This window comes from Malaciobacter mytili LMG 24559 (genome assembly GCF_003346775.1).
In the GTDB taxonomy this organism is placed as follows: domain Bacteria; phylum Campylobacterota; class Campylobacteria; order Campylobacterales; family Arcobacteraceae; genus Malaciobacter; species Malaciobacter mytili.
This window is the reverse complement of record NZ_CP031219.1, coordinates 1371478-1393854: the sequence shown is the minus strand read 5'-3', so window position 1 is coordinate 1393854 and position 22377 is coordinate 1371478. Positions and strand designations below refer to the sequence as shown.

At 26.1% G+C, this 22377-nt stretch carries 24 protein-coding genes and 1 pseudogene; 6 read left to right on the top strand and 19 right to left on the bottom strand.

Features of this window, described 5'->3' with window-relative positions:
• Window positions 1–67 precede the first annotated feature (67 nt).
• A complete protein-coding gene (locus AMYT_RS07030) occupies window positions 68–568 on the top strand; it encodes a gamma carbonic anhydrase family protein (protein ID WP_114841844.1) in 501 nt (166 codons plus the stop codon).
• Window positions 569–581: 13 nt separating this feature from the next.
• On the opposite strand, the gene AMYT_RS07025 is transcribed toward AMYT_RS07030, so the two are convergent.
• Window positions 582–1154: a response regulator transcription factor gene (locus AMYT_RS07025; protein ID WP_114841843.1), complete on the bottom strand. Its 573-nt coding sequence runs from the start codon at window positions 1152–1154 to the stop codon at window positions 582–584.
• Between the two features lie 55 nt (window positions 1155–1209).
• A complete protein-coding gene (locus AMYT_RS07020) occupies window positions 1210–1965 on the bottom strand; it encodes a response regulator transcription factor (protein WP_114841842.1) in 756 nt (251 codons plus the stop codon).
• A gap of 83 nt (window positions 1966–2048) precedes the next feature.
• Here AMYT_RS07020 and AMYT_RS07015 point away from each other — a divergent pair, with 83 nt between their 5' ends.
• Window positions 2049–3104 carry a sensor histidine kinase gene (locus AMYT_RS07015; protein WP_162919480.1) on the top strand — a complete coding sequence of 352 codons (1056 nt, stop codon included), beginning with the start codon at window positions 2049–2051 and terminating at the stop codon, window positions 3102–3104.
• 13 nt (window positions 3105–3117) lie between these two features.
• On the opposite strand, the gene AMYT_RS07010 is transcribed toward AMYT_RS07015, so the two are convergent.
• Genes AMYT_RS07010 through AMYT_RS07000 form a run of 3 tightly spaced genes read right to left on the bottom strand, consistent with a single transcriptional unit; the run spans window position 3118 to window position 5752 of the window.
• On the bottom strand, window positions 3118–4038 hold the full coding sequence (locus AMYT_RS07010) for a dUTP diphosphatase (RefSeq protein ID WP_114841840.1): 921 nt from the start codon (window positions 4036–4038) through the stop codon (window positions 3118–3120).
• A 10-nt stretch (window positions 4039–4048) separates the two neighbouring features.
• Window positions 4049–5539 carry a sensor histidine kinase gene (locus tag AMYT_RS07005; protein ID WP_114841839.1) on the bottom strand — a complete coding sequence of 497 codons (1491 nt, stop codon included), beginning with the start codon at window positions 5537–5539 and terminating at the stop codon, window positions 4049–4051.
• 42 nt (window positions 5540–5581) lie between these two features.
• Window positions 5582–5752 (bottom strand): uracil-DNA glycosylase, encoded by a 171-nt coding sequence (locus tag AMYT_RS07000; RefSeq protein ID WP_114841838.1) that lies wholly within the window; start codon window positions 5750–5752, stop codon window positions 5582–5584.
• 934 nt (window positions 5753–6686) lie between these two features.
• On the opposite strand from AMYT_RS07000, the pseudogene AMYT_RS15245 reads away from it, so the two are divergent.
• Both AMYT_RS15245 and AMYT_RS06990 read left to right on the top strand, forming a co-directional pair.
• A pseudogene (locus AMYT_RS15245) lies at window positions 6687–7244 on the top strand (methyl-accepting chemotaxis protein); the annotation flags it as partial.
• Between the two features lie 12 nt (window positions 7245–7256).
• Window positions 7257–7658, top strand: coding sequence for a PAS domain-containing protein (locus AMYT_RS06990; RefSeq protein WP_114841836.1), 402 nt, complete (start codon window positions 7257–7259; stop codon window positions 7656–7658).
• 2 nt (window positions 7659–7660) lie between these two features.
• Here the strand turns inward: AMYT_RS06990 and recR are convergent, their stop codons facing one another.
• Window positions 7661–8233 (bottom strand): recombination mediator RecR, encoded by a 573-nt coding sequence (recR, locus tag AMYT_RS06985; RefSeq protein WP_114841835.1) that lies wholly within the window; start codon window positions 8231–8233, stop codon window positions 7661–7663.
• Window positions 8234–8305: 72 nt separating this feature from the next.
• Here recR and dnaJ point away from each other — a divergent pair, with 72 nt between their 5' ends.
• Entirely contained in the window at window positions 8306–9427 is a 1122-nt protein-coding gene (gene dnaJ / locus AMYT_RS06980; RefSeq protein WP_114841834.1) for a molecular chaperone DnaJ, read from the top strand.
• A gap of 14 nt (window positions 9428–9441) precedes the next feature.
• Here dnaJ and AMYT_RS06975 read toward each other — a convergent pair whose 3' ends face one another.
• From AMYT_RS06975 to AMYT_RS06915, 13 genes are all read right to left on the bottom strand, one after another.
• Complete coding sequence (locus AMYT_RS06975) at window positions 9442–10182, bottom strand: MBL fold metallo-hydrolase (RefSeq protein ID WP_114841833.1); 741 nt, start codon at window positions 10180–10182, stop codon at window positions 9442–9444.
• Window positions 10172–10696: an AAA family ATPase gene (locus AMYT_RS06970; protein WP_114841832.1), complete on the bottom strand. Its 525-nt coding sequence runs from the start codon at window positions 10694–10696 to the stop codon at window positions 10172–10174. Before AMYT_RS06970 ends, AMYT_RS06975 begins: the two co-directional genes overlap by 11 nt.
• A 100-nt stretch (window positions 10697–10796) precedes the next feature.
• Complete coding sequence (locus AMYT_RS06965; RefSeq protein WP_114841831.1) at window positions 10797–11936, bottom strand: alpha-D-ribose 1-methylphosphonate 5-triphosphate diphosphatase; 1140 nt, start codon at window positions 11934–11936, stop codon at window positions 10797–10799.
• 1 nt (window position 11937) lies between these two features.
• Window positions 11938–12621, bottom strand: a complete 684-nt coding sequence (phnL, locus tag AMYT_RS06960) for a phosphonate C-P lyase system protein PhnL (RefSeq protein WP_114841830.1) — start codon at window positions 12619–12621, stop codon at window positions 11938–11940.
• Window positions 12622–12638: 17 nt separating this feature from the next.
• Entirely contained in the window at window positions 12639–13475 is an 837-nt protein-coding gene (locus AMYT_RS06955; protein ID WP_114841829.1) for an ATP-binding cassette domain-containing protein, read from the bottom strand.
• On the bottom strand, window positions 13472–14296 hold the full coding sequence (locus tag AMYT_RS06950) for an alpha-D-ribose 1-methylphosphonate 5-phosphate C-P-lyase PhnJ (RefSeq protein WP_114841828.1): 825 nt from the start codon (window positions 14294–14296) through the stop codon (window positions 13472–13474). Before AMYT_RS06950 ends, AMYT_RS06955 begins: the two co-directional genes overlap by 4 nt.
• 2 nt (window positions 14297–14298) lie before the next feature.
• A complete protein-coding gene (locus AMYT_RS06945) occupies window positions 14299–15354 on the bottom strand; it encodes a carbon-phosphorus lyase complex subunit PhnI (RefSeq protein ID WP_114841827.1) in 1056 nt (351 codons plus the stop codon).
• Window positions 15355–15891, bottom strand: coding sequence for a phosphonate C-P lyase system protein PhnH (locus tag AMYT_RS06940; RefSeq protein WP_114841826.1), 537 nt, complete (start codon window positions 15889–15891; stop codon window positions 15355–15357).
• Window positions 15892–15902: 11 nt separating this feature from the next.
• The gene (locus tag AMYT_RS06935) at window positions 15903–16316 is read right to left on the bottom strand and encodes a phosphonate C-P lyase system protein PhnG (protein ID WP_114841825.1); all 414 of its coding nucleotides are present in this window, start codon (window positions 16314–16316) and stop codon (window positions 15903–15905) included.
• A complete protein-coding gene (phnE, locus tag AMYT_RS06930) occupies window positions 16316–17173 on the bottom strand; it encodes a phosphonate ABC transporter, permease protein PhnE (protein WP_114841824.1) in 858 nt (285 codons plus the stop codon). Before phnE ends, AMYT_RS06935 begins: the two co-directional genes overlap by 1 nt.
• A 34-nt stretch (window positions 17174–17207) precedes the next feature.
• The gene (gene phnD, locus AMYT_RS06925) at window positions 17208–18068 is read right to left on the bottom strand and encodes a phosphonate ABC transporter substrate-binding protein (RefSeq protein ID WP_114841823.1); all 861 of its coding nucleotides are present in this window, start codon (window positions 18066–18068) and stop codon (window positions 17208–17210) included.
• A gap of 32 nt (window positions 18069–18100) precedes the next feature.
• On the bottom strand, window positions 18101–18829 hold the full coding sequence (gene phnC, locus AMYT_RS06920; RefSeq protein WP_228197912.1) for a phosphonate ABC transporter ATP-binding protein: 729 nt from the start codon (window positions 18827–18829) through the stop codon (window positions 18101–18103).
• Between the two features lie 18 nt (window positions 18830–18847).
• Entirely contained in the window at window positions 18848–19573 is a 726-nt protein-coding gene (locus AMYT_RS06915) for a GntR family transcriptional regulator (protein ID WP_114841821.1), read from the bottom strand.
• Window positions 19574–19728: 155 nt separating this feature from the next.
• Between AMYT_RS06915 and AMYT_RS06910 the strand changes: the two genes are divergently transcribed.
• Window positions 19729–22371, top strand: coding sequence for a transporter substrate-binding domain-containing protein (locus AMYT_RS06910; RefSeq protein WP_114841820.1), 2643 nt, complete (start codon window positions 19729–19731; stop codon window positions 22369–22371).
• The last annotated feature ends 6 nt before the right edge of the window (window positions 22372–22377 follow it).

Genomic DNA, 22377 nt, shown 5'->3' with positions numbered 1-22377 from the left:
CTTTTTTAAACTTGATTTTTCTATATTTTGAAGCTATAATAATTTACTTTTTAAAAAAGGGAAGTAAATGATTTTAAAATTTAAAGAGTTTTATCCAAAAATTCATAATAAAGCTTGGGTTGCACCAAGTGCTGATTTAATTGGAGATATAGAGATACAAGAAGATTCATCTATTTGGTTTGGATGTGTTTTAAGAGCGGATGTTAATAAAATAAGAATAGGGAAAAGAACAAATATTCAAGATTTGTCAATGATTCATACAGATACACATACTCAAACAATAATTGGTGATAATGTAACAATAGGACATAAAGTTATGCTTCATGGCTGTAAAATTGAAGATAACTGTCTAATTGGTATGAGTGCAACTATTTTAGATAATGCTGTAATTGGTGAAGGCTCAATTGTAGGAGCTAATTCTTTAGTAACTCAAGGTAAAAAATTTCCTCCAAGAAGTTTAATTATGGGAAGTCCTGCAAAAGTAGTAAAAGAATTAACACAAGAGGATGTGGAAGGACTTATTAAACATGCTGGACATTATGTGGATTATAAAAATGATTATAGTTAAAAAGATAGAAGAATTATCTTCTATCTAATAATTGTATAATTTCACTAAATAATGTTAATTTAGCATTATACTCTTTATCTTCATTTTTCAGCTCTTTCATCTGCTCTTTTGAAGAACCAAAAAGCTTAGATAACTGTTCAATTTGTCTATTTTTCTTTGTAAGTTCTTGAATATAAAATTTTGACATATAAGATTTTTCAACCTCTTTTAACAATATATCTAGTTTAAAAGGTTTTAAAATATAATGATTTACCCCAAAATCAACACTATCAAGTAAATATTGTTTATCCGAATAAGCAGTTGTAATTATGCAAGCTATTTTAGGATTTATATTTTTAATTTGTTTAATCATATCTATACCATTTAAATAAGGCATATTTATATCAGTTATTACAACATCAATTTTTTTATGATTAGTTTTAAACTTAGCTAATCCATCTTGTCCATCAATTGCAACAATTGTTTTTTTAAAAATATGTTTAAAACAAGAAATTAGATTTTCTCTAATTACACTATCATCTTCCACATAAAGAATAGTAAGCTCTTTTAATTTATCTTTGAAACTATTATTTGTATTATTTTCCATAATAATCTCCTTATTATAAAAATTATATATGAAAAAAGTACTACAAAAGTGTTATTTATTCAATATATTTTATATTAATTTTATATCCAAAACTATAAACATTTTCAATATCTAAATCAGGAACTTTCTTTCTTAATCTTGATACTATATTTTTAAGATTTTTTACATCAACATTAACAGTATATTCTCCTTCCCATAATACAGATATAATCTCTTCAATTGAGTGGGTTTTTTCAATTACTTTTAAAAGTAAGTCCACAAGTAAAAACTCTTTTCTTGTAAGTTTTACTTCTTCTTTTCCTCTTAAAAGTTGTTTTGTCTCTTTATTCCAAAATAAACTCTCATTTAAAACTACTTTTTTACTTTTATTCTCTTCTTTTAAATGTTTTGTTTCATAAATATCTTTTGCAACATTAAACATTACTCTAATAAAATCATCATAATTTAAAGGTTTTAAAAGATATTGAGAAATTCCAATATTTACAAATTCTAAAAGATATTTAGTTTCACTATGTGCAGATAAAACTATAATTTTTTGCTCAGGATTTTTTTTATATATCTCTTTAGTTAATTGTAATCCATCCATTTGAGGCATTTTTATATCTGTAAGAATAATATCAAAATACTTTTCTGTGTCTTCATAATAATCAGTATATTTTTGAATAGCATCTTTTCCATCAACGGCCACTTCAATATAAGAAAAAATCTCTTTTAGTAACTCTTCTGTCTCTTTTCTAATATTTTCATCATCTTCAACAAATAATATTGAAATATCTTTGACATACTTCTCAAATAATACATAATCAATCATTTTCTACCTTTAATAACGAATAAGAATAAAAGTTATACAATAACATACTTATTTTAAAAATAAAGTCAATTATGGAATTATATATGCAAAAAAATAAACAAAATAATATATTTGATGATATAAATATAATTTTAGATTCTACTATTGAAGGAATAATAATTATTGAGAAAGGATTTATTGTAAATGTAAATGACTCTTTAATTCAAATATTAGAATATAAAACAAAAGATGAACTAATTGGAAATTTGGCAACAGGAGTATTAATCCCTTCAACAACTGAAAAATTTATAGAATATAATAGACATATTTTTCAAGAAGTTACTTTAGTTTCAAATAATGGAGATTTAATTCCAGCAATTATAAAAATAAAAGATATAAAATTAAAAAATAATAATTATAAAGTAGTTTCCATTTTAGATTTAAGAGAGTTTAAACAAAAAGAGATGCTTTTATTTAAACAATCAAGATTAGCAGCTATGGGTGAGATGATTTCTATGATTGCTCATCAATGGAGACAACCTTTAAGTGCAATTGGTTCTGTTGTAAGTAGATTAAAATTTAAACTTGCTACAAATAAAATAGACAAAGAAGATTTAAATGAAAAGCTTAATGAAGTAAATAATTATTTACAATATATGTCTAAAACTATTGATGATTTTAGAAACTTTTTTAAAGATGATAAACAAAAAGAGTTTTTAGATTTAAATGAAACTATAAATAATGCTATTTCTATGTTAAAGCCCACTTTAGAATCCCATAATATAATTTTAGATAAACAAAATATCGCTTTAAGTAAAATACTTGCATATAAAAATGAAGTAATTCAAGTAATTTTAAATGTTTTAAATAATGCCATTGATGCAATAATTGAAAATGAAATTAAAGAAGGGAAAATTACTATAACACTTGAAGAGAAAAATAATTATCAAAGAGTTTATATAAAAGATAATGCAGGTGGAGTTCCAAAAGAGATAATAAATAGAATTTTTGAGCCATATTTTTCAACAAAAATAAATAAAAATGGCACAGGACTTGGTTTACATATGTGTAAAATAATTTTAGAAAAACATTTAAATGGAACAATTGATGTGAAAAATGAAAAAAATGCAGCTTGTTTTATTATAGAGTTTAAGATATAGAAAATTCTATATCTTAAAGACTTTTATAAGAAAGTTCAAGTTGTTTATATAACTCATTAAAACTTACATTTTCCATTTTTTCTAAAAAAGAGACCATTACAACATTATCTTCTTTTCCATTCCAATCTTTTTTATAAGTTCCTTCTTTATAACCATTGTCTTGTCTAAATTTATTTAAACAATTTTTACCAATATATAACTTTTGTAACCAAGTAAAAGATAAACCTGAAATTTTACAACATCTAAAGAATTGGTCAATAAATCTTTCAATTCCACTAAAAGATGGCATATTATTTGTTTGAATAGCTAAAGCAATATATGATAACTTTTCTGCTTCTTTAACCATAGCTTTCACATCAATCTCTTCATTTGCTTCATAGATACAATGTGTATTTACAAGAGATACTGCCTTTGGTACATTTGTCTCTTGTAAAATATAAGACATTAAAAAATGCCAAATATCTACTAATTCCACATGAATATTATTCATATCTGGTTCAGCATTTATATTTTTCCAATGTTTCCAAGGAGTTGATTCAATAAGTTCTGAAACTTCCATATGAATACATCTAAGCCAATTAATCTCTTTATCAAACTTATTTATGCCTAGTTCCCAGTTTTTACCGTTTGTTGAGTCATTTAACTCTTTTTGTAATAAAAACATCTCTTCTAATTTATGAGGGAAAGAAGATGCTTCTTCTAAAAGTGTTGCCAAAGGTAAACACTCTTCTACTAAATTATCCAAAGTGCTATTATTTGGAAGGGATTTATCTCCTTTTAATAGATGAATAATAAGTGAAATTGTATAAGGAACCTCTTCTTTTTGTTCCCACTCTAAAATATCTTTTGGTGTAACTCCAATATATTTTGCAAAATCTTCAATTGTTAAAAAACCTAATGATTTAGTAGCTATTTTTAAATCTTCATATAACAACTCTTCTCTCCTAATTTAATGGTAATTCTATTTTAAATACTGCACCTAAATTTGAGTTAGATACACTTAATCTTCCATGACTATGTTGTTCAATAATAGTCTTACTCATATAAAGTCCTAAACCTGTTCCATTTTTATTTGTTTTTGTTGAAAAATATGGTTCAAATACTCTATTGATAATATTTTCTGGTATTCCACCAGCATTATCTTCAATTTCTATTATCGCATAGTTGTTTTCTTTATAATATTTAATATTTAATATTTTATTATTATCTTTAATCTTTTCATTCATGGCATCTCTTGCATTTTTAATAATATTTATTAAAACTTGAACAACTTCATTTATATGAATATTAACTAAAGAGTCTTCTAAATCAAATTTAGTTAGTTTAATCGTATCAACTTTTAACATATATGCAAGAAAATCTAAAGCTTTATCAATAATTTTACTAATATAAATCTCTTCTTTTTCCTTATCAGGTTTAAAGAAATCTCTAAAATCATCAATAGTTTTAGACATATATTCAAGTTGTACTGCCACATCATCAACAACTTGATTTAAAACTTCATCTGAAATTTCCCCTTCAATCATCTTCATTAAAGGTAGTTTTTGAATTAAAATAGAAACTGCTTGTAAAGGCTGTCTCCATTGGTGAGCAATCATAGATATCATCTCACCCATAGCAGCAGATTTTGATTGTTCTACTAATATATTTTGTTGTTCTTCAACTTCTTTTTTAGAAGTAATATCTTGCCTTATTGCTACAAAGCCTGTAATTTCGCCATTTATATTAAAATTTGGTTCAATTGTGGCAGAAACCCAATAATAACTTCCATTTTTTTTTCTATTTTTTATCTCACCTTTCCAGATTTTTCCAGAAAGAATTGTATTCCATAACTCTTTAAACACTAAAGGATTTGTATCAGGATGCCTTACTATATTATGAGCTTGCCCTATAAGTTCCTCTTTTTTGTATCCAGAAATTTCACAAAAAGCTTCTGTAACTTCAGTAATTATTCCTCTTTTATCCGTTCTAGACATAATAATATATTTATTTGCAATATCAAGAGATTTGCTTAAGGCAGTTTCAACATCTTTTATAGTTTTTGAGTATCTATTTAAAACTCCTGAAAAGTTCTGTTCAAAAATAAAGTTAATTTCTTTATCAATTTCATAGGAATTTATTTCTAATTTATAAGAATACCTAATTAAGGCATTTTTAAAACCTGAACAAATAATAAATAATTCATCACTAGTAACATTATTTATTTTTAGATACTTTAACAATTCATCTATAATAGGACAATCACCTATCTTTTTAGTTTGATTAACCACTTCAATATAATATTCAATTACCGCATTTGCATACTCTTGTATAAACTTTTTTTTATCTAGTCTATGCAAATCTAAAATTTCAGAAACTTTCTCATTTGATAACCAATATTTTATTATAGTAGGCTTATTTTCTTTAAAAAGATTAATATAATTACTTAGTGACATTTATACCCTATTTTAAATAACTGTAAGATATTTTACAATTAATTATCTTTGTTTTGGTTTATAAAAAGAACACTCTACTCCACTGCTACTTTTCACAATTGTTGATGGAATTATTTTTGATTTAAATCCATATGCTTTACAGCCATGAGGTTGATTGTTTTCCCAAGTTACATAGTAATATTGACACTTTTGACATATAATTCTCTCATTCATACATTAATTATATCAAAAAAATAAATAATTTTCATTTGATATTAAGAGTATTTTAAATAAAATGCCATCAATTTTGATTTTATGGGGGATTTATATGTTTAAAAATATTCATACTAAACATAAAATACTAATAAATATGCTAATTTCTCAAATAGCATTTGCAATTATTAGTATTACTGCAATAGTGTCATCATCTGATATTATTGCAATCTTAGCAGTAAATATTATTTTTGGTATAGTTATTGCTTATACTAACTATTCTGCTATGAATAGAATTGTAGGTGGAATTCATAGAATAAGAGAATATTTAGATGATTTTATGTTATACGCATTTATGAAATCTAATAAAATAAGAAAAGCAGAATATATTAAAAAAGATGAGATAGGAACTATCTTAGAAGAGTTAAATAAATACTTTGATTCATTTGATAAAATGAGAAAAGATGATATGAGAGTATTAGGAGAAATTGTTCTTGTTTTAAATAAAGTAGAACAAGGTATCTTTAGATGTAGAGTTAATTCAAATACAGATAATCCAATGATTATGACATTAAAGAAAACAATTAATAAAATGCTTGATTCAGTAGAAAGTCATATGAAAAACTTAGAATCAACATTAGAAAACTACTCAAATAATGATTTTACAAAACAAATAGAAATATCACCAACACTAAAAGCAAGAATGTTGTCAGTAATGCAAGGAGTAAATGCTTTAGGAAAAGCATTAGCAACCGGAGCAAAAAATAACCTAGAAAATGGACAAATGCTAGAAAGAAACTCAAATACAATGAAAGCATCAATGAATAATCTAGCAGCAAAAGCAAATGAACAAGCAGCCTCACTAGAAGAAACAGCAGCAGCAGTAGAAGAGATAACATCAATAACGAGAAATAATGCAGAAAATGCAAATAAAATGGCACAACTAAGTACAACAGTAAGAGGCTCAGTAACAAATGGACAAGAATTAGCAAGTAAAACAGCCCTATCAATGGATGAAATAAATCAACAAGTAACTTCAATAAATGAAGCAATAACAGTAATAGATCAAATAGCCTTTCAAACAAATATCTTAAGTTTAAATGCAGCAGTAGAAGCAGCAACAGCAGGAGAAGCAGGGAAAGGATTTGCAGTAGTAGCACAAGAAGTAAGAAACTTAGCAAATAGAAGTGCCCAAGCAGCAAAAGAGATAAAAGATTTAGTAGAGAATGCAACAAATAAAGCAAATGAAGGGAAAGTAATATCTGATAATATGATAAAAGGATATGAAGAGCTAAATGTGCATATAAATGAGACAATACATATAATAGAGAATGTAAGTGCAGCATCAAAAGAACAGATGACAGGAATAGAACAAATAAATGATACAATCACAATGTTAGATAGAGTAACACAAGAGAATGCAAATGAAGCAACACAAATATCAAATATAGCCTCAGATGTATCATATATGGCAAAAGAGTTAGTAGATGATGCAAAAAGTAAGAAGTTTTAAAGGAGGTGAGATATGGCAGCAGGACAAGAGACAGTATTAGATGAATATGCATTTTTAGTAAGTGAGACAGATTCAAAAGGGATAATATCATTTGCAAATGATGATTTTTGTAAAATAGCGGAATATAATTTAGAAGAATTAATGGGGCAGCCACATAATATGGTAAGACACCCAGATATGCCAAAGAAAGCCTTTAAAAGTTTATGGGATAGTGTACAAAAAGGTGAGATATGGACAGGATATGTAAAGAATGCGACAAAATCAGGGGGATATTACTGGGTATTTGCAACAGTATATCCATTTGAGAGTTGTGATGGTTCAAAAGGGTATTTATCATGCAGAAGAAGAGCTTCTGAAGATGAAATTAAAGCCTCTGAAGAACTTTATAGAAAATGGAAATTAGAAGAAAAGTAAGGTTAAATAACAACCTTACTTTGAATTGCTTTTGATAAAGAGATTAAATCTACATTTTCTAAACTAACACCCGTTGGAACACCTTGTGCTATTTTTGTAAAGTTTATTTCAAACTGTTTTAATTTATCTTCAATAAATAAAATAAAAGCATCATTAGATAAAGAAGGTGTTATTGCAAATAAAACATCAGTTACCCTATTTTCTCTTACAGTATCAATAAGCCTATCAAGACTATCTTCTTCTAACTCTTCAATTACAAAATATATTCCTTCAAATTGTTTTGATTCTTCAATTACAAAAATATCTTTTGCACTTTGAACTATACATAAAGTTTTTTTATCTCTACTATCATCTAAACAAAATTCACAAATCTCATGCTCACTCATTGAACCACATTTAACACATTTATTTATATTTTTTATAGCATTTTCAATACTATGAGCTAATTTAATACCACAATAATTATCATTCATTACAATATGATAAGCTAATCTTAAAGCTGATTTTTTACCAACTGTGGGTAAAGACTCAAAAGCTTCAACTAATTCATAAAATTTTTCTAATCCTTTTTTCATAGGGCAATTATATCAAAGATTTATCATATTTTAGATAAAATCGCGTAAAATATGTCGTTAGGAGTACGTATATTGAGTGAAATAGATTATTATGAAATATTAGAAGTAAGTAAAAGTGCCGATAAAGGTACAATAAAAAAAGCTTATAGACAAATGGCAATGAAGTATCATCCTGACAAAAATCCTGATGATAAAGAAGCCGAAGAGAGATTTAAAGCAATAAATGAAGCTTACCAAGTTTTAAGTGATGAGAACAAACGTTCTATTTATGATAGATATGGAAAAGCAGGATTAGATGGTCATGGTCAAGGAGGTGGATTCTCTGGTGGTTTTGATGATTTAAGCTCTGTTTTTGAAGAGATGTTTGGTTCAGCTTTTGGTTCTGGTTTTGGAGGAAGAAAAAGAAGAAAGTCATATAATTATAATTTAGATATAGGAATTGAACTTGAAGTAGAGTTTAATGAAGCTGTATTTGGATGTAAAAAAGAAGTAAATTATACTTATAAAGATGCTTGTTCTTCATGCAAAGGAACTGGTGCAAAAGATGGAAAACTTTCTACTTGTCCAACTTGTAAAGGACAAGGACAGATACATATGAGACAAGGTTTTATGACTTTTGCTCAAACTTGTCCTACTTGTCATGGTTCAGGTGAGGCAAAAACTGAAGAATGTAAAAGTTGTAAAGGAACAGGATATAAAGAACACTCTGATAAGTTTGAAGTAAATATTCCTGAAGGTGTAAATGATGGAAATAGAATTAGAGTATCAAAAAAAGGTAATATTGCTCCAGATGGAACAAGAGGAGATCTATATATTCAAATTTCTGTAAAAGAGGATTCTCATTTTGTAAGACATGAGGATGATATTTATATTGAAGTTCCTCTTTTCTTTACTCAAGTAGCACTTGGAGGAAAAATTAAAATTCCAAGTCTAAGGGGAGAATTAGAACTTGAAATTCCAGCAGGAACAAAAGATAAACAACAATTTACTTTTAAAGGTGAAGGGGTTAAATCTGTACAAGGTTATGGAAAAGGTGATTTAATAGTACAAATAAAAATCACTTATCCAAAATCACTAAATACTGAACAAAAAGAACTTTTAGAAAAACTACAAGAGAGTTTTGGAATTGAAAGTAAACCTCATGTATCAAACTTTGAAAATATGTTTGATAAAGTTAAAAAATGGTTCTCATAAAGTAAGGTTTTTCCTTACTTTATTTCCTTAAAAAATCCCTTATTTATATACTTATATTTTGACACAATTTTATTATTTTTTATATATTCCAATGTAGTATGAGAAGCATGAATTAAATATCCTTCTTTTACTTCTAATTCATCTAAAAGCTTTGAAGCTTGCAAATAATTTAGATGATTTCCTTGTATTTTCCTTTCATCATAACAAGCATCTAAAAAAGCTAAATCAATATTTTTTGATTTTAAAAACTCTATGGTTTCAAACTTAATGCCAGCACAATCTGTAAGATAAGCAAGCTTAAAATTTTTATATTCAATTAAATATCCATTAGTATTTTTTGAATGAATTAAAGATATTGGAGTAATTAAAAGTTCATCTATTTTAAAAGATTCAAAAGGTTTATTTTCAATATAAGTAATACTATGCTTATGTTTAAACAAATCACTAAAGCCTTCTTTATCTTTTGGATGAAAACAAGTTATATTTTGTTTTGAGTGTCTAAGTCTTAATAGCCCTAAACAGTGATCAGAATGAAAATGTGTAAGTAATACTGCTATTATCTCTTTACCATCAAATATGTTTGAAATATTTTCTATGCCACAATCAAGTAGAATAATTTTATCATTGATTTTTATAAAAGCATTTGTGGATAGATTTATAAGACCTTTTTGTCTATAACAATTACAAATCTCACACTTACAATTATGTACAGGAATACCTGCACTATCTGCTGTACCTAAAAATTCAATCCTCATTAATTTGCCCTAAAAGTTTTAAAAATTCCTCTACACTTTCAGTTAAATTTTTATTATTTTCAAACTCAATTAAATTTCTTGCTTCTATTTTTTCATAGCTTCTACTTAATCTTTTTTCTATTTCTTCTATACTCTCTCTTGCTCTTTTTTTAAGTCTTTGTTTTAAATCATTTTTATTTAAAGTTATATTTATTGTATATACTTTTTGATACTGTTTTTCAAAATCTTTTATTTTTGCTCTTGAAATACTAATTATATTTAAACCCTCTAATATTGAGTTTTTTGCTATACCATAAAAATTATTATGTGCATTCCAAGTAGAAATAAAAAAATTATTTTTTTCTAAAATTTTAAAAGCTTCTTCTTGTAAAAAATAGTTTGATTCATTTTCATCTGGTACTCTTGTAATATATCTTTTAACAAAATTTGCTTTTATTTTATTTTTAATATTTTTTAATAATGTATCTTTTCCTACTCCACTAGGTCCAACAATTAATATAATTTTTTTACTCATTTTCTCTCTTTTTAACTTACAGTTTAAAACTGTAAGTTTGATTTTAATATTGTACTGTTAAATGTAATATACTTCTATAAATTGTAACCATAATTATCCTTTAAAGTTTAAATCCTTTAATAGCATTATAAATAGACTCTCCATCTTTTATAGTTAAGATTACTTTTGGAATATATGAATCATCTATTACTATTATATCTGCTCTCTTACCCTCTTTTATCTCCCCTCTATCTTCTAAGTTTGCATATTTTGCAGGAGTAGAAGTAATCATTGAAAAACCTTTTGCTAAGTCTAAATTTGCATCTTGCTTCATCTTATAAACAGCTTGAAGCATTGAAGTTGGATGATAATCAGAACAAAGATATTTACAAACACCCTCTTTTACCAAATCAATTGCAGCAATATTTCCACCTTGACTTCCTCCTCTTACAATATTAGGGGCACCCATTCCTGTTGCAATTGCTTTACTTACTGCATATTTTGCAACTTCTAAAGATAAAGGAAATTCTGAAATTTGTACACCTAAATTTAATAAGCCATCTAATTTTTCTATACAATCATCATCATGACTTAATAAAGTTAAATTATACTTTTTAGCATAATTTATTAACTCTTTTATTTTTTCTTCATCTTTATTTATTTTTTTATTTGCTATTTCATCTACCTCATCATCATTTAATCCATAATATTTTGAATAATAGCTTTTAAAAGACTCTAAAGTTTTAAATTGTCCTTGTCCTGGAGAATGGTCCATTAAAGATACTAAATTAACCATTTTTTTTGAAATAACCTCTTTTATGGGTTCAACTGCATCTGTTGCACTTAATTCAAATCTAGCATGTATTAAATTATCAACTCCAAGATGATTCTTATTTGCTTTATAAATCTCTTCAATTTGTTGTTTTGCTAAATCTATACTTCTTTTTTTCTTTGGATTTTCTTCAAATCCAATAGCATGAAACATTGTAGTTACACCTGCCATTGAAAGCTTTTTATCCAATTCTGTAATAGCTAAAAGCATAGGAAAAGTTGCATTTGGTCTTGGCTCTATTTCTTTTTCTAAAGCATCAGAGTGTAAATCTACAATTCCAGGAGTTACTTTTTTATCTTTTAAATCAATTGCAACTTCATTTATCCCATATTTATCAACTCTTTTTATAAATTCCCCTTCAATAACAATATCAGCAGGAATAAACTCTTCATTAATTAAAACCTTTGAACTTCTTAAAATTGTTTGCATTTTATACTCTTTTTAATTCATAAATTTTATCTGTTATCATTTCCATAGCTTCTAAATCATGAAAAATACCAACCATTGCCACGCCTTTTTGTTTTAATTGTTTTAACTTCTCGATAACTCTTATAGTGTTTTTTTTATCTAAAGAAGCAGTTGGTTCATCTAAAAGTAATAAAGACTTTGGAGCAATTATTCCTTTTGCAATATTTACTCTTTGTTGTTCTCCTCCACTAAAAGTTAAAGGAGAAAGGTCAAATAACTCCTCTCTAATAGAAAGATAATCTAACATCTCTTTTGCTTTTTGTCTTGATATTTCTTGACTCTCTCCTTTTAAAATCAATTGTTGGCTTACCACATCAACTGCACTAACCCTTGGAAGTATTTGTAAAAATTGAGAAACATACCCTACTTCTTCTTTTCTTAGTTTTAAAATTTCACTTTCATCTACTTTTGCTATATCAATAACTGTTCCATCATCTTTATAATAGTTGATATTTCCACTTGTTGTTGTATATGTTCTATATAAAGTTTTAAGAATAGAAGACTTTCCTGCTCCACTTGGTCCATGCAAAGATAAAAACTCCCCTTTTTTTAACTTAAAATTAATATTATTAAACCCTTTTACTTCTATTGAACCTCTTGTATATATTTTAAAGGTTTTATCTAAATTTTTAACTTCTAATCTCATAGTATAAATCTCTCCTTTTATAGTATTGAAGATACTAATAGTTGAGTATAGGGATGTTGTGGGTCTTCAAGGATTTGGTCTGTTAATCCTCTTTCAACTATTTGTCCATTTTTCATAACAACTGTTATATCTGTTAAATGTTTTATTACACCCAAGTCATGTGATACAATAATCATTGAAAAACCAATTTCATGTTGCAACTCTTTTATTAAATCAAGTATTTTTGCTTGAACAGATAAATCAAGTCCTGTTGTTGGTTCATCTAATAATAAAATCTTAGGATTGCTTGATAAAGCTTTAGAAATTTGAATTCTTTGTTGTTGTCCTCCTGAAAACCTCTCAGGATAATCATCTATTCTACTTGTTGGAATTTCAGTTTTATCTAAAAAGTATAAGGCTCTTTTTCTAATTTGTTCATAATTTTTATTTCCACTACCAATTATTTTTTGTGCAATATTACCCCCAGCAGAAAAATTATAATTCAATCCTAATCTTGGGTTTTGATATATCATAGACATTAAAGAGTTTTTTAAATATGACAACTCATTTAAATTAGCCTCTAAAATATTCTTTTTTTCACCATTTTCATTTCTAAACTCTTTTATAAAAATCTCTCCACTACTAGCCTTTTGGTCTTGATAGATTAATTGAAGTAAAGTTGATTTACCACTACCACTTTCTCCAACAATTCCTAAAACTTCTCCCTTATTTAAAGAAAGATTAACCTTATTTACACCAACTACACTTTTACATTTAGGACAAATTGAACTATTATATAAAGCTCCTGTTTCTTCTAAACAAAACTTGCACCCTTTTCCAAAAATTCTATTTAAGTTTTTAATATCTAAAATCATAATTTACCTTGTAAATTCATATCACAATAATCTGTATCATTACAAAAATACTTTACTCTTCCATCATCTAAATAAACTTCATCTAAAAAGCTATTTTTACTTCCACATCTATTACAAAAATGTCCTTGAAAACTTTCAACTTTAAACTCTTTATCTTCAAACTTTAAAGGTTCTACTTTTGTATAAGGAGGAATAGCATAAATCTTTTTTTCTCTTCCTGCACCAAATAGTTGTAAAGCCTTACAATTATTTAATTTTAAAGTATCATATTTAGGAATAGGACTTGGATCCATTGCATATCTATTATTTACTAATACTGGGTATCTATTTGAGATTCTACTATCTCCAAACATTGAAGTATCTTCATATAGTAAAACCCATAATTTTGAATAATTTGCATTTGCGTGCATTAATTTTGCCTTTGCAGTATTTGGCTCTACGGTTTCTAAAATATCAGGCATAGGCACTTGATATACTAAAGTTTGTCCTTCTTTTAACTCAATTTCAGGAACCCTATGTCTTGTTTGAATAATAGAAGCCTCTTTAGTACTTGTTGTTGTTTTCACATTTGTAACTGAATGAATAAAATTTCTAATATTTACAGCATTTACACTTCCATCACAACCTTGATCAATTACTTTTAAAGTATCACTTTCATTTATAATTGCTAAGGTTACTTGCAAACCACCCGTACCCCAACCTCTTGCTACAGGCATCTCTCTTGAAGCAAAAGATACAATATATCCAGGAATTGCAATTGCTTTTAAAATAGATCTTCTAATCTCTTTTTTTGCTTCTTCATCTAAAAATGCATATCTCATTTTTATTCCTTTTCTTCTTGTGCATATTTCTTTGCACTTTTAAATATTTGGAAATCTGTTTGGAAAGTTACATAATGAGGCAATTTATAATGGTTTGCAAAACCAAAAGATTCAATTCCATCAATATGTTGCATAATCATTTCAAAATCACTTGCAATTATATTTTCAGTTCCTACACTATATGTATTGTTATATAAAGTTAAATCTAGAATTGACATAGAAATAGCTTTAGTTTCATTTTCTCCAAAACAAAATCCAAAACCTGTAGTTAGTTTAACTTCATCATCTTCATCTTTATTAAAAGTTCCTACACATTCAACAGAAGTTGCTTCTATCTCACCTATTTTTACTTCCTTATTAGAAAAAGGATGTGTAAAATTTATATCTAAACTACCAACTCTTAAATCTCCAATAGTAGGATGTACATCTCCATACCCTCTCATAGAAGTATAAGCAAACCCTAACATAGAACCACTCTCGCCTCTACTCATCATTTGCATTAAAGCACTTCTAGGATAAGGAGCAAGGGGGAAACTTCTTGTAATATCCCAAGGTTCCTCTTCTTCTTTTAATACTTTTACTAAGCCATCCTCTCTTAAAGGAGTTAAGGCACTTTTTATAATATTTGTTTTATCACTATAATTTTCATAGTTATACTCTAATGACTCTTGTTCAATTAAAAGTTTTATTTCATAATCATTTGAAGCTCCTAAGATTTGACCACCTTCAATATCTTTAAAACTTGAACTAATTCTTCTTTTTATTTTCATATTATTTACATCTAAAGGTTTACATATACCTATTCTTTGACAAGAACTTCTATGGGCTCTTAGAAAAAATGCAGCATTTAATAAATCCCCTGCACTTCTTTTTATAGCTTGAGAAGCTAACTTTTTACTATAAAGTGAACCCTCGCTTAAGATTTTATCAATAGCAAAACCTAAAGAGTTTATAATTTTTTCTTCTTCTAAGTTATTTGAATTTTCTATTTTATCTTTATAAAAATGCAGTGAGTTTCTAATAGCATCTTCACCACCTTTAATTGCATAATATGCCATTTATACCACCTCTATTTTTGTTGTTCTACTAAGTGCTAAAATCTCTAGGTTATCACTTAGAAAAAATATCTCATTACCTAAAGGGAAAAATGAATTTTTCTTTTTAAAAACCTCTAAAAATTCCCTATCAATAGGTAAAGAAACCTCTTTAGTTCCATCTATTCCAGGTCCACTTAATCTTACATTTAAACCTTTAAAATCTTTACATTTAAAAATATGCGTAGTTGAGAATTCTGGATCTTTTACGGTTCCTATTTTTGAATTTTCCAATAAAGTTTTACAAATATTATCTGCAAATAAATAATCACAATTATTTTTATTTTCACTTTTTGAATTTGTAATGGCTTCTATTAAAGTAAACTCTTCTAACCCGTTATAATAAAATGAAGTTTGAGAGTATAATAAAGTATTTGCAATTGCTAAAAGACCTGATTGAAATAATGGTTCAATTTTATTTATTGTTCCAGGAAGACTTAAAGCATTCATTAAGGCTTTAAAATTATCTCTATTTAATTTTTCAATATCAATATTTTTCATCTTTACTTCTTTTATAATAAATCAAAGCTAACTTTTGTTGAATTAACTTTTTTATTTAAAATTTTTTGTTGATTTTCTAAACTAATTTTTGTATTATTAATTAGTTTTTCAATTTCATCTTTATATATATTTTTAGCAAAAGCTGCATCTAAAACAGCTATATATAAAGAAAGTTGCGAATAATCATCCATAACCATAGACCAACCTTTTTCATCTTCAAGTTGAACTATAGTTGAAGTAACTAAAACCTCTCCACTATAAAACTGTTTATTAGATACTGGATCTATTACAGGAACTAATAGTGTTTGTTGAGTTGGAGCAGTTAATTGCTTTATATTATAATTTGTATCTATTTTTTTATATAACTTTTCCACTTCTTCAAAAGTTGCTTTTTGTGCAAAATAATTTATATCTTCTCTTTTCATTAAATAAACCTTTCTCTAATCTTGGCACTAATTTTGTCAAATATCCAAACTGATATAACTATAATTATAATAATCGTACATACATCACCATTTTCAAAGGCTCTAATCTTGTCAAATAAATAAAACCCTATTCCACCAGCACCCACAAAACCTAAAATTGAAGCACTTCTTACATCACTTTCAAATCTATATAAAACCATAGAGATAAAATGTGGCATAGTTTGAGGAATAACGGCATATACTAAAACCTTGAAAAAACTAGCCCCTGTTGTTGTTAAAGCTTCAACAGGACCTGGATCTATTGATTCATTGCCTTCACTTAAAAGCTTACTTAAAACTCCAGCTGTATGTACTCCTAAGGCTAAAATACCTGCCATTGGACCAAGTCCCACTGCACTTACAAAAATTAAAGCCCAAACTATTTCATTTATTGATCTAAATATATTTGCAATTAATGTTGCAAAAGCATAAATACTCTTTTTTAATGCTAGGTGAAAAATAGAGTTTCCAGGAATTAATATATTTAAGATATTTCTAGAACTCATATATGATAATGGCACTGCAAGTATTATTGATAAAACAAGTGCAACAACTGCCATTTGTATTGTTTCTAACATAGATAAAGCATATGTTTTTATATCATCAAAATCTGTATTTGGTGGGAAAAACCCACTATTTTCTATATTTTCATTGCCTTTAATATATTCATTCATATATTTCCAACCATCAAGTAATGAAGCTATATCCATATTGGTTGAACTCCAACTATTTAAAAAAATAATAACTATTACAAGAATTATTATTGTATTACTTAATTTAAAAGGATTGGTTTTTCTTTTTATTTCTTCTAATTGCATTAATTTATCCTTCTAATAGAAGAGTAGTCTTCTATTAGTTTTTATTTTTTAATTGTTTTTTTAATTCAATTAACTCTCTTACACTATCATACATACTATCATCAACTTTTATAAAACCTTTGTTTTTAAGTTTTTTAAGCCCTTCTTTATCATTATAAGAAACTAATGCTCCTTTTAAAGCCATTTTCAAAGAAGTTGGTAAATTAGACCTAGCTGCAATTGGAGCACCAGGAATTAAAGAAGAAGTCCAAATAATATTAAAATCATCTTTACTCCAATGTATTCCCTCTCCCCTATTAAAATCTAAATTATTTGTTGAAGCTGCATCAATTTTTCCTGCTTTTACAGATAAAATTGAAGCTTCATGGCCTCCTGAATAAATAACTTTTGAAAAATATTTTTGAGGATCAATAGCTTTTTTAGAAAACATTACACTAGGTACTAAAGTTCCTGAAGTAGATTGAGAAGAAGTAAATGCCCAAGTTTTACCCTTTAAGTCTTCTAAAGTTTTAAGACCACTATCTTTTTTAGTAATAATTGTGCCATTGTATCCTGCAAGTCCAGATTGGGCATCAACTTCAACTACTAAGGCTTCTGCTTTAGCTCTTTTTGCAGCTTCCACATAAGATTTTGGTCCTAAATATGCCACATCAATATGATTTCTTTGCATACCTGTAATTACACTTGTATAATCACCAGCTAATTTAAGTTCTACTTTTATACCAAGTTGTTTTGATAAATAATTAGTTAAATTTGAAAAGTTTTCCTTCATTGAAGTAGAACCTGCAACAGGAATTGCACTAAAAGTTATAGAATCGGGCCATTTTTCTTGAGCAAACATTGTTGTTGCACCTAAAGCTAACGCAGTTAAACATACTTTTCTTAATAGTTTCATTTTTAGTTTCCTTTTACTTATTTCTTGTTAAACTACGCTTTGGCAGCGTAGATTTTATCAACTGTTTTATCAGTTAATTTTTCACTGTTGTCATCAAAGATTACTGTGCCATTATTAACGCCAATTATTCTGTCGCAGTACTCTTTGGCATACTCCAAATGATGTAGATTTGCAATTACGGTTACATTATAAGTTTTATTAACCTTCTTTAAAATCTCCATAACTTTTTTTGCACTTTTAGGATCAAGTGCAGATACAGGTTCATCTGCTAAGATAATCTTTGGTTCTGCGGCTAAAGCACGAGCTATTGCAACACGCTGTCTTTGACCTCCCGAAAGTTCATCGCATCTTTTTAAAGAGTGTTTAGTAATATCAACTATATCCATGTACTCTTTTGCTTTTTTTATTTCATGTTCTTTATAATATTTTAAAATTGCCCTACTTAATGGAATATCCTTCAACATCCCACTAATTACATTATCAATTACACTTAATCTATCAACTAAGTTATAACCTTGAAAAATTACACCTATTTGTTCTCTTAATCGTATTAAATGTTTCTTTTTTATTTTTGTTAAATCATAATCTAAAACATCAAACTTCCCATCAAATACCTTAATACCTCCTGTTAATGACATAAGTAATGTAGATTTTCCAGCACCGCTTGGACCAATAATTCCTATAAATTCTCCTTTTTTTACTTTTAAATCTATCTCTTTTAAAATCACTTCTTTTTTATAACCTAAGGTTAAATTTTTCATTTTTATCACTAGTTTCTCCTAAATTAAATCTACTTTTACTTTACACATATCAGCTCTAAATAAAGCTTGTCCATACTCTACTATATTCCCAAATTGATCCCTTGAAATTGTCGTTGTTGATAAAACTGGATTACTTTGAGGCATAAGCAAAAGTTTTGCCTCTTCTAAAGTTGGCATTAAGGCTTCAAAGATTGTAGATTCTTTTGTAATTTCTAGCTTTTTATAACAAATACTTAATACTTTATATAAAGAAAAAGGTTTTATATCTTTATAGTCTAATATTTTATGAAATTTTAAAGCATCAAAATATGAAATACTTATAGAAATAGGTAACTCATTTGCAAACCTTAAAAGTTTTAATTCTATTATTTCACTATCTCTTTCTAATTCTAAAGCTTTACAGATTTTATTACTACCTTTAATAATTTCAGCACTTAAAAATTTTGTATTTGGTTCATAACCCAAATCTAATATTTGTGAAGAATAATTGCTTTTATCTGTAATTTTATATGGAAGTTTTATATTAGCAATAAAGTTACCTTTTCCTTTTTTTGTATAAATATAACCCTCATCTTTTAAAAGCTGTAAAGCTTGTCTTACTGTATGTCTATTTACATTAAACTCTTTAGCAAATTCATTTTCAGAAGGTAATTGATAATCTGAATCAAATTTTTTATTCTCTATTTTTTCTAAAATATTTTCATATAATTGTATATATCTTGGCTTATCAATAAGCTGTGTCAAAATCTCTCTCCTTTACCTGTCTATACAAGTTTGATTATGAAATTTTAAAGTATCACAGTTACATTATGATTACACCTTGTCTATACAAGTAAACTATACAATTTTAATAATTTTATGTATAATTTTAATATCTATATAAATTTAAAAGCAAAATTATGAAATATGTTATATATATACCTCTTATTTTTTTTACACTTATTTCAAATGAACTATTTGCTAATAATTTAATATCAAAAAAAGAAAAGATATTTTTCTCTGCTGAACTTGATTGGATTCCATATAGCTTTTATAAAGATAATCTACCCAAAGGATATATAATTGATTATATAAAACTCTTAGGAGAAAAAGAAAACTTTGAACCTATTTTTATAAATGATACTTGGGATAATAATCTTAAAAGATTTAAAGAGAAAAGACTTGATGTTTTATCAGCTATAGGTTACTCAAAAAAAAGAGAAGAGTTTATTCTTTTTACAAATGTTTTAAATAAACAAAAGCTCTCTTTAGTTACTCATCAAGATAGTTATGAACTAATAAATTTAGATGATTTAAAGGGACATACAATTGGACAATTAAAAGATTGGATGACTACAACTCTTATAAAAAAAGAGTATCCTAATATAAAAATCAAAGAGTATAGTGATTTAAAAAATATTTTTGAAGATATAAAAAATAGAAAAATTGATGCCACAATTCAAAATGAACTTGTTTCTAAATATTATGTAAATAGTAACTATTTAAATAGCTTAAAAATACTTACAAATATCAATTTAAAAAATTATAATCATAATTCATATTTTGGTGTACAAAAAAATAATATAAAACTTCAACAAATCCTAAATAGAGGTATGCAAAAAATTACAGATGAAGAATTAGTTGCCTTAGAGAAAAAATGGATAAACTTATCAAATAAACTAATTTTGACAAAAGAAGAACAAGAGTTTATAAAAAATAAGATAATCAAAGTAGCTTTTACAGATAATTGGGCTCCAATTAGCTTTAAAGAGAATAATAAAGCCTATGGCTTAGGTTTTGATTTTTGGGAATATATTATTAATAAAACAGGTATAAAAGTTCAATACCATATGCAAAATAAATTTTATAAATCTTTAGAAGAGATTAAAAATAAAACAAAAGATGTAATAGTAACTACAGGAAAAACCAAAGATAGAGGTGAATACTCTATTTTTTCAGATACATATTATAAAGTGCCAATAGGAATAGCAACTTTAAAAGATCAAAACTATATTCCTTCAATTACACAATTAAAAGGGAAAAAAATTGCAGTTGGAGAAAACTATACTGCACATAAATTACTAAAAGAAAATTACCCTTATTTAGAGTTTGTTTTTGTAAGTAATATAAAAGAAGGATTAGAATTTCTTTCATCAAATAAAGCTTTTGCTTTAATAGATAGTATGCCTGTACTTGCTTATAATATTAAAAAATATAGCTTTAATAATATTAAAATATCAGGTGATGCTAATATAGATTTTAATTTACAAATTATGATAAGAGATGATTATAAAATTCTTCAATCAATTATAAATAAAACTTTAAATAGTATGAGTTTAAAAGAAAAAGAAGACATATATAATAGATGGACTAATTTAGAATTTATAAAACCTTTTGATTATCAACTATTAATAAAAATTTTTGTGCCAATAGTATTTATATTATTAATAATTTTATATAAAAATAGACAATTATCAAACTATAAAAATAAACTTGAAAATACTCAACAAGAATTAGAAAATAGTTTAAATAGTTTTAAAACACTTTTAAATTTTACAGTTGAAGGTATTATTATTTTGCAAGATAAAAAAATAGTTTTTGTAAATAATCAAATACTTAAAATTTTTAAATTTAAAAAAGAAGATATTTTAAATATTTCATTAGAAGAACTATTTATTTGTGAAAAAACACAAAATATTTATGCAGTAGTTCAAAATGCTCAAAATTCTATAAAAGAGTTAAATGCTTTAAATTCTAAAAATGAATCTTTTCCTATAATGATAAAATCAAAAAAGATGATTTTTGAAAATGAACAAACTCTATTTATTTCAATTATTGACTTAACAGAAATAAAACAGAAAGAAAGAGCTTTATTACAACAATTAAAAATAGCAAGTTTAAGTGAAATGTTAAGTAATATAGCACATCAATGGAGACAACCTTTAAGTTTTATTTCCACTTCAATTACAGGACTTAAAGTTCAAAAAGAGTTTAATCAACTAACAGATTCTATTTTAGATATTACAATAGAACAAATTATGAATAAAACTCTTATTTTATCAAAAACAATTAATGATTTTCAAAACTATTTAAAAGGTGATAGGGAAATTAAACAATTTTATATTAGTAATTGTATACAACAAGCCTTAAGTATTTTAAATGATGAATTTTTATTACATAAAATTACAATAACTACAAGCTTAAATAATAAGTTAAAAATAAATAGTTGTGAACAAGAACTTTCACAAATAATTTTAAATATCTTAAAAAATTCAATTGAAGCTTTTGAAAAAACAGAGATTAAAAGACAAATAAAAATTTCTACTTATAAAGAAGAATTATTTGTAATAATTGAGATAATAGATAATGCAGGAGGAATTCCAAAAGAGATAATAGATAAAATCTTTGATCCATATTTTACCACTAAACATCAAAGCCAAGGGACAGGACTTGGACTTTATATGTCTCATAAAATTCTTACACAAAATCTAAAAGGATATTTAGAAGTTTCTAATTATAATAATACTTCAACAAAAGTTTTAATAAAAATACCATTTAAATAGAATATA

Bases quoted from the DNA above. Each gene is read 5' to 3' on its own strand.
- AMYT_RS06910 (WP_114841820.1), top strand. From the start codon at position 19,729: ATGAAATATGTTATATATATACCTCTTATTTTTTTTACACTTATTTCA.
- phnL (WP_114841830.1), bottom strand. From the start codon at position 12,621: ATGAGATTAGAAGTTAAAAATTTAGATAAAACCTTTAAAATATATACA.
- phnC (WP_228197912.1), bottom strand. From the start codon at position 18,829: ATGAAAAATTTAACCTTAGGTTATAAAAAAGAAGTGATTTTAAAAGAG.
- AMYT_RS06975 (WP_114841833.1), bottom strand. From the start codon at position 10,182: ATGAGGATTGAATTTTTAGGTACAGCAGATAGTGCAGGTATTCCTGTA.
- phnD (WP_114841823.1), bottom strand. From the start codon at position 18,068: ATGAAACTATTAAGAAAAGTATGTTTAACTGCGTTAGCTTTAGGTGCA.
- AMYT_RS06955 (WP_114841829.1), bottom strand. From the start codon at position 13,475: ATGATTTTAGATATTAAAAACTTAAATAGAATTTTTGGAAAAGGGTGC.
- AMYT_RS06940 (WP_114841826.1), bottom strand. From the start codon at position 15,891: ATGAAAAATATTGATATTGAAAAATTAAATAGAGATAATTTTAAAGCC.
- AMYT_RS07005 (WP_114841839.1), bottom strand. From the start codon at position 5,539: ATGTCACTAAGTAATTATATTAATCTTTTTAAAGAAAATAAGCCTACT.
- recR (WP_114841835.1), bottom strand. From the start codon at position 8,233: ATGAAAAAAGGATTAGAAAAATTTTATGAATTAGTTGAAGCTTTTGAG.
- AMYT_RS07000 (WP_114841838.1), bottom strand. From the start codon at position 5,752: ATGAATGAGAGAATTATATGTCAAAAGTGTCAATATTACTATGTAACT.
- AMYT_RS07025 (WP_114841843.1), bottom strand. From the start codon at position 1,154: ATGGAAAATAATACAAATAATAGTTTCAAAGATAAATTAAAAGAGCTT.
- AMYT_RS06935 (WP_114841825.1), bottom strand. From the start codon at position 16,316: ATGAAAAGAGAAGATATAAATTATTTTGCACAAAAAGCAACTTTTGAA.
- AMYT_RS06965 (WP_114841831.1), bottom strand. From the start codon at position 11,936: ATGCAAACAATTTTAAGAAGTTCAAAGGTTTTAATTAATGAAGAGTTT.
- AMYT_RS06945 (WP_114841827.1), bottom strand. From the start codon at position 15,354: ATGGCATATTATGCAATTAAAGGTGGTGAAGATGCTATTAGAAACTCA.
- AMYT_RS06990 (WP_114841836.1), top strand. From the start codon at position 7,257: ATGGCAGCAGGACAAGAGACAGTATTAGATGAATATGCATTTTTAGTA.
- phnE (WP_114841824.1), bottom strand. From the start codon at position 17,173: ATGCAATTAGAAGAAATAAAAAGAAAAACCAATCCTTTTAAATTAAGT.
- AMYT_RS06950 (WP_114841828.1), bottom strand. From the start codon at position 14,296: ATGAGATATGCATTTTTAGATGAAGAAGCAAAAAAAGAGATTAGAAGA.
- AMYT_RS07030 (WP_114841844.1), top strand. From the start codon at position 68: ATGATTTTAAAATTTAAAGAGTTTTATCCAAAAATTCATAATAAAGCT.
- AMYT_RS07015 (WP_162919480.1), top strand. From the start codon at position 2,049: ATGCAAAAAAATAAACAAAATAATATATTTGATGATATAAATATAATT.
- AMYT_RS06970 (WP_114841832.1), bottom strand. From the start codon at position 10,696: ATGAGTAAAAAAATTATATTAATTGTTGGACCTAGTGGAGTAGGAAAA.
- AMYT_RS07020 (WP_114841842.1), bottom strand. From the start codon at position 1,965: ATGATTGATTATGTATTATTTGAGAAGTATGTCAAAGATATTTCAATA.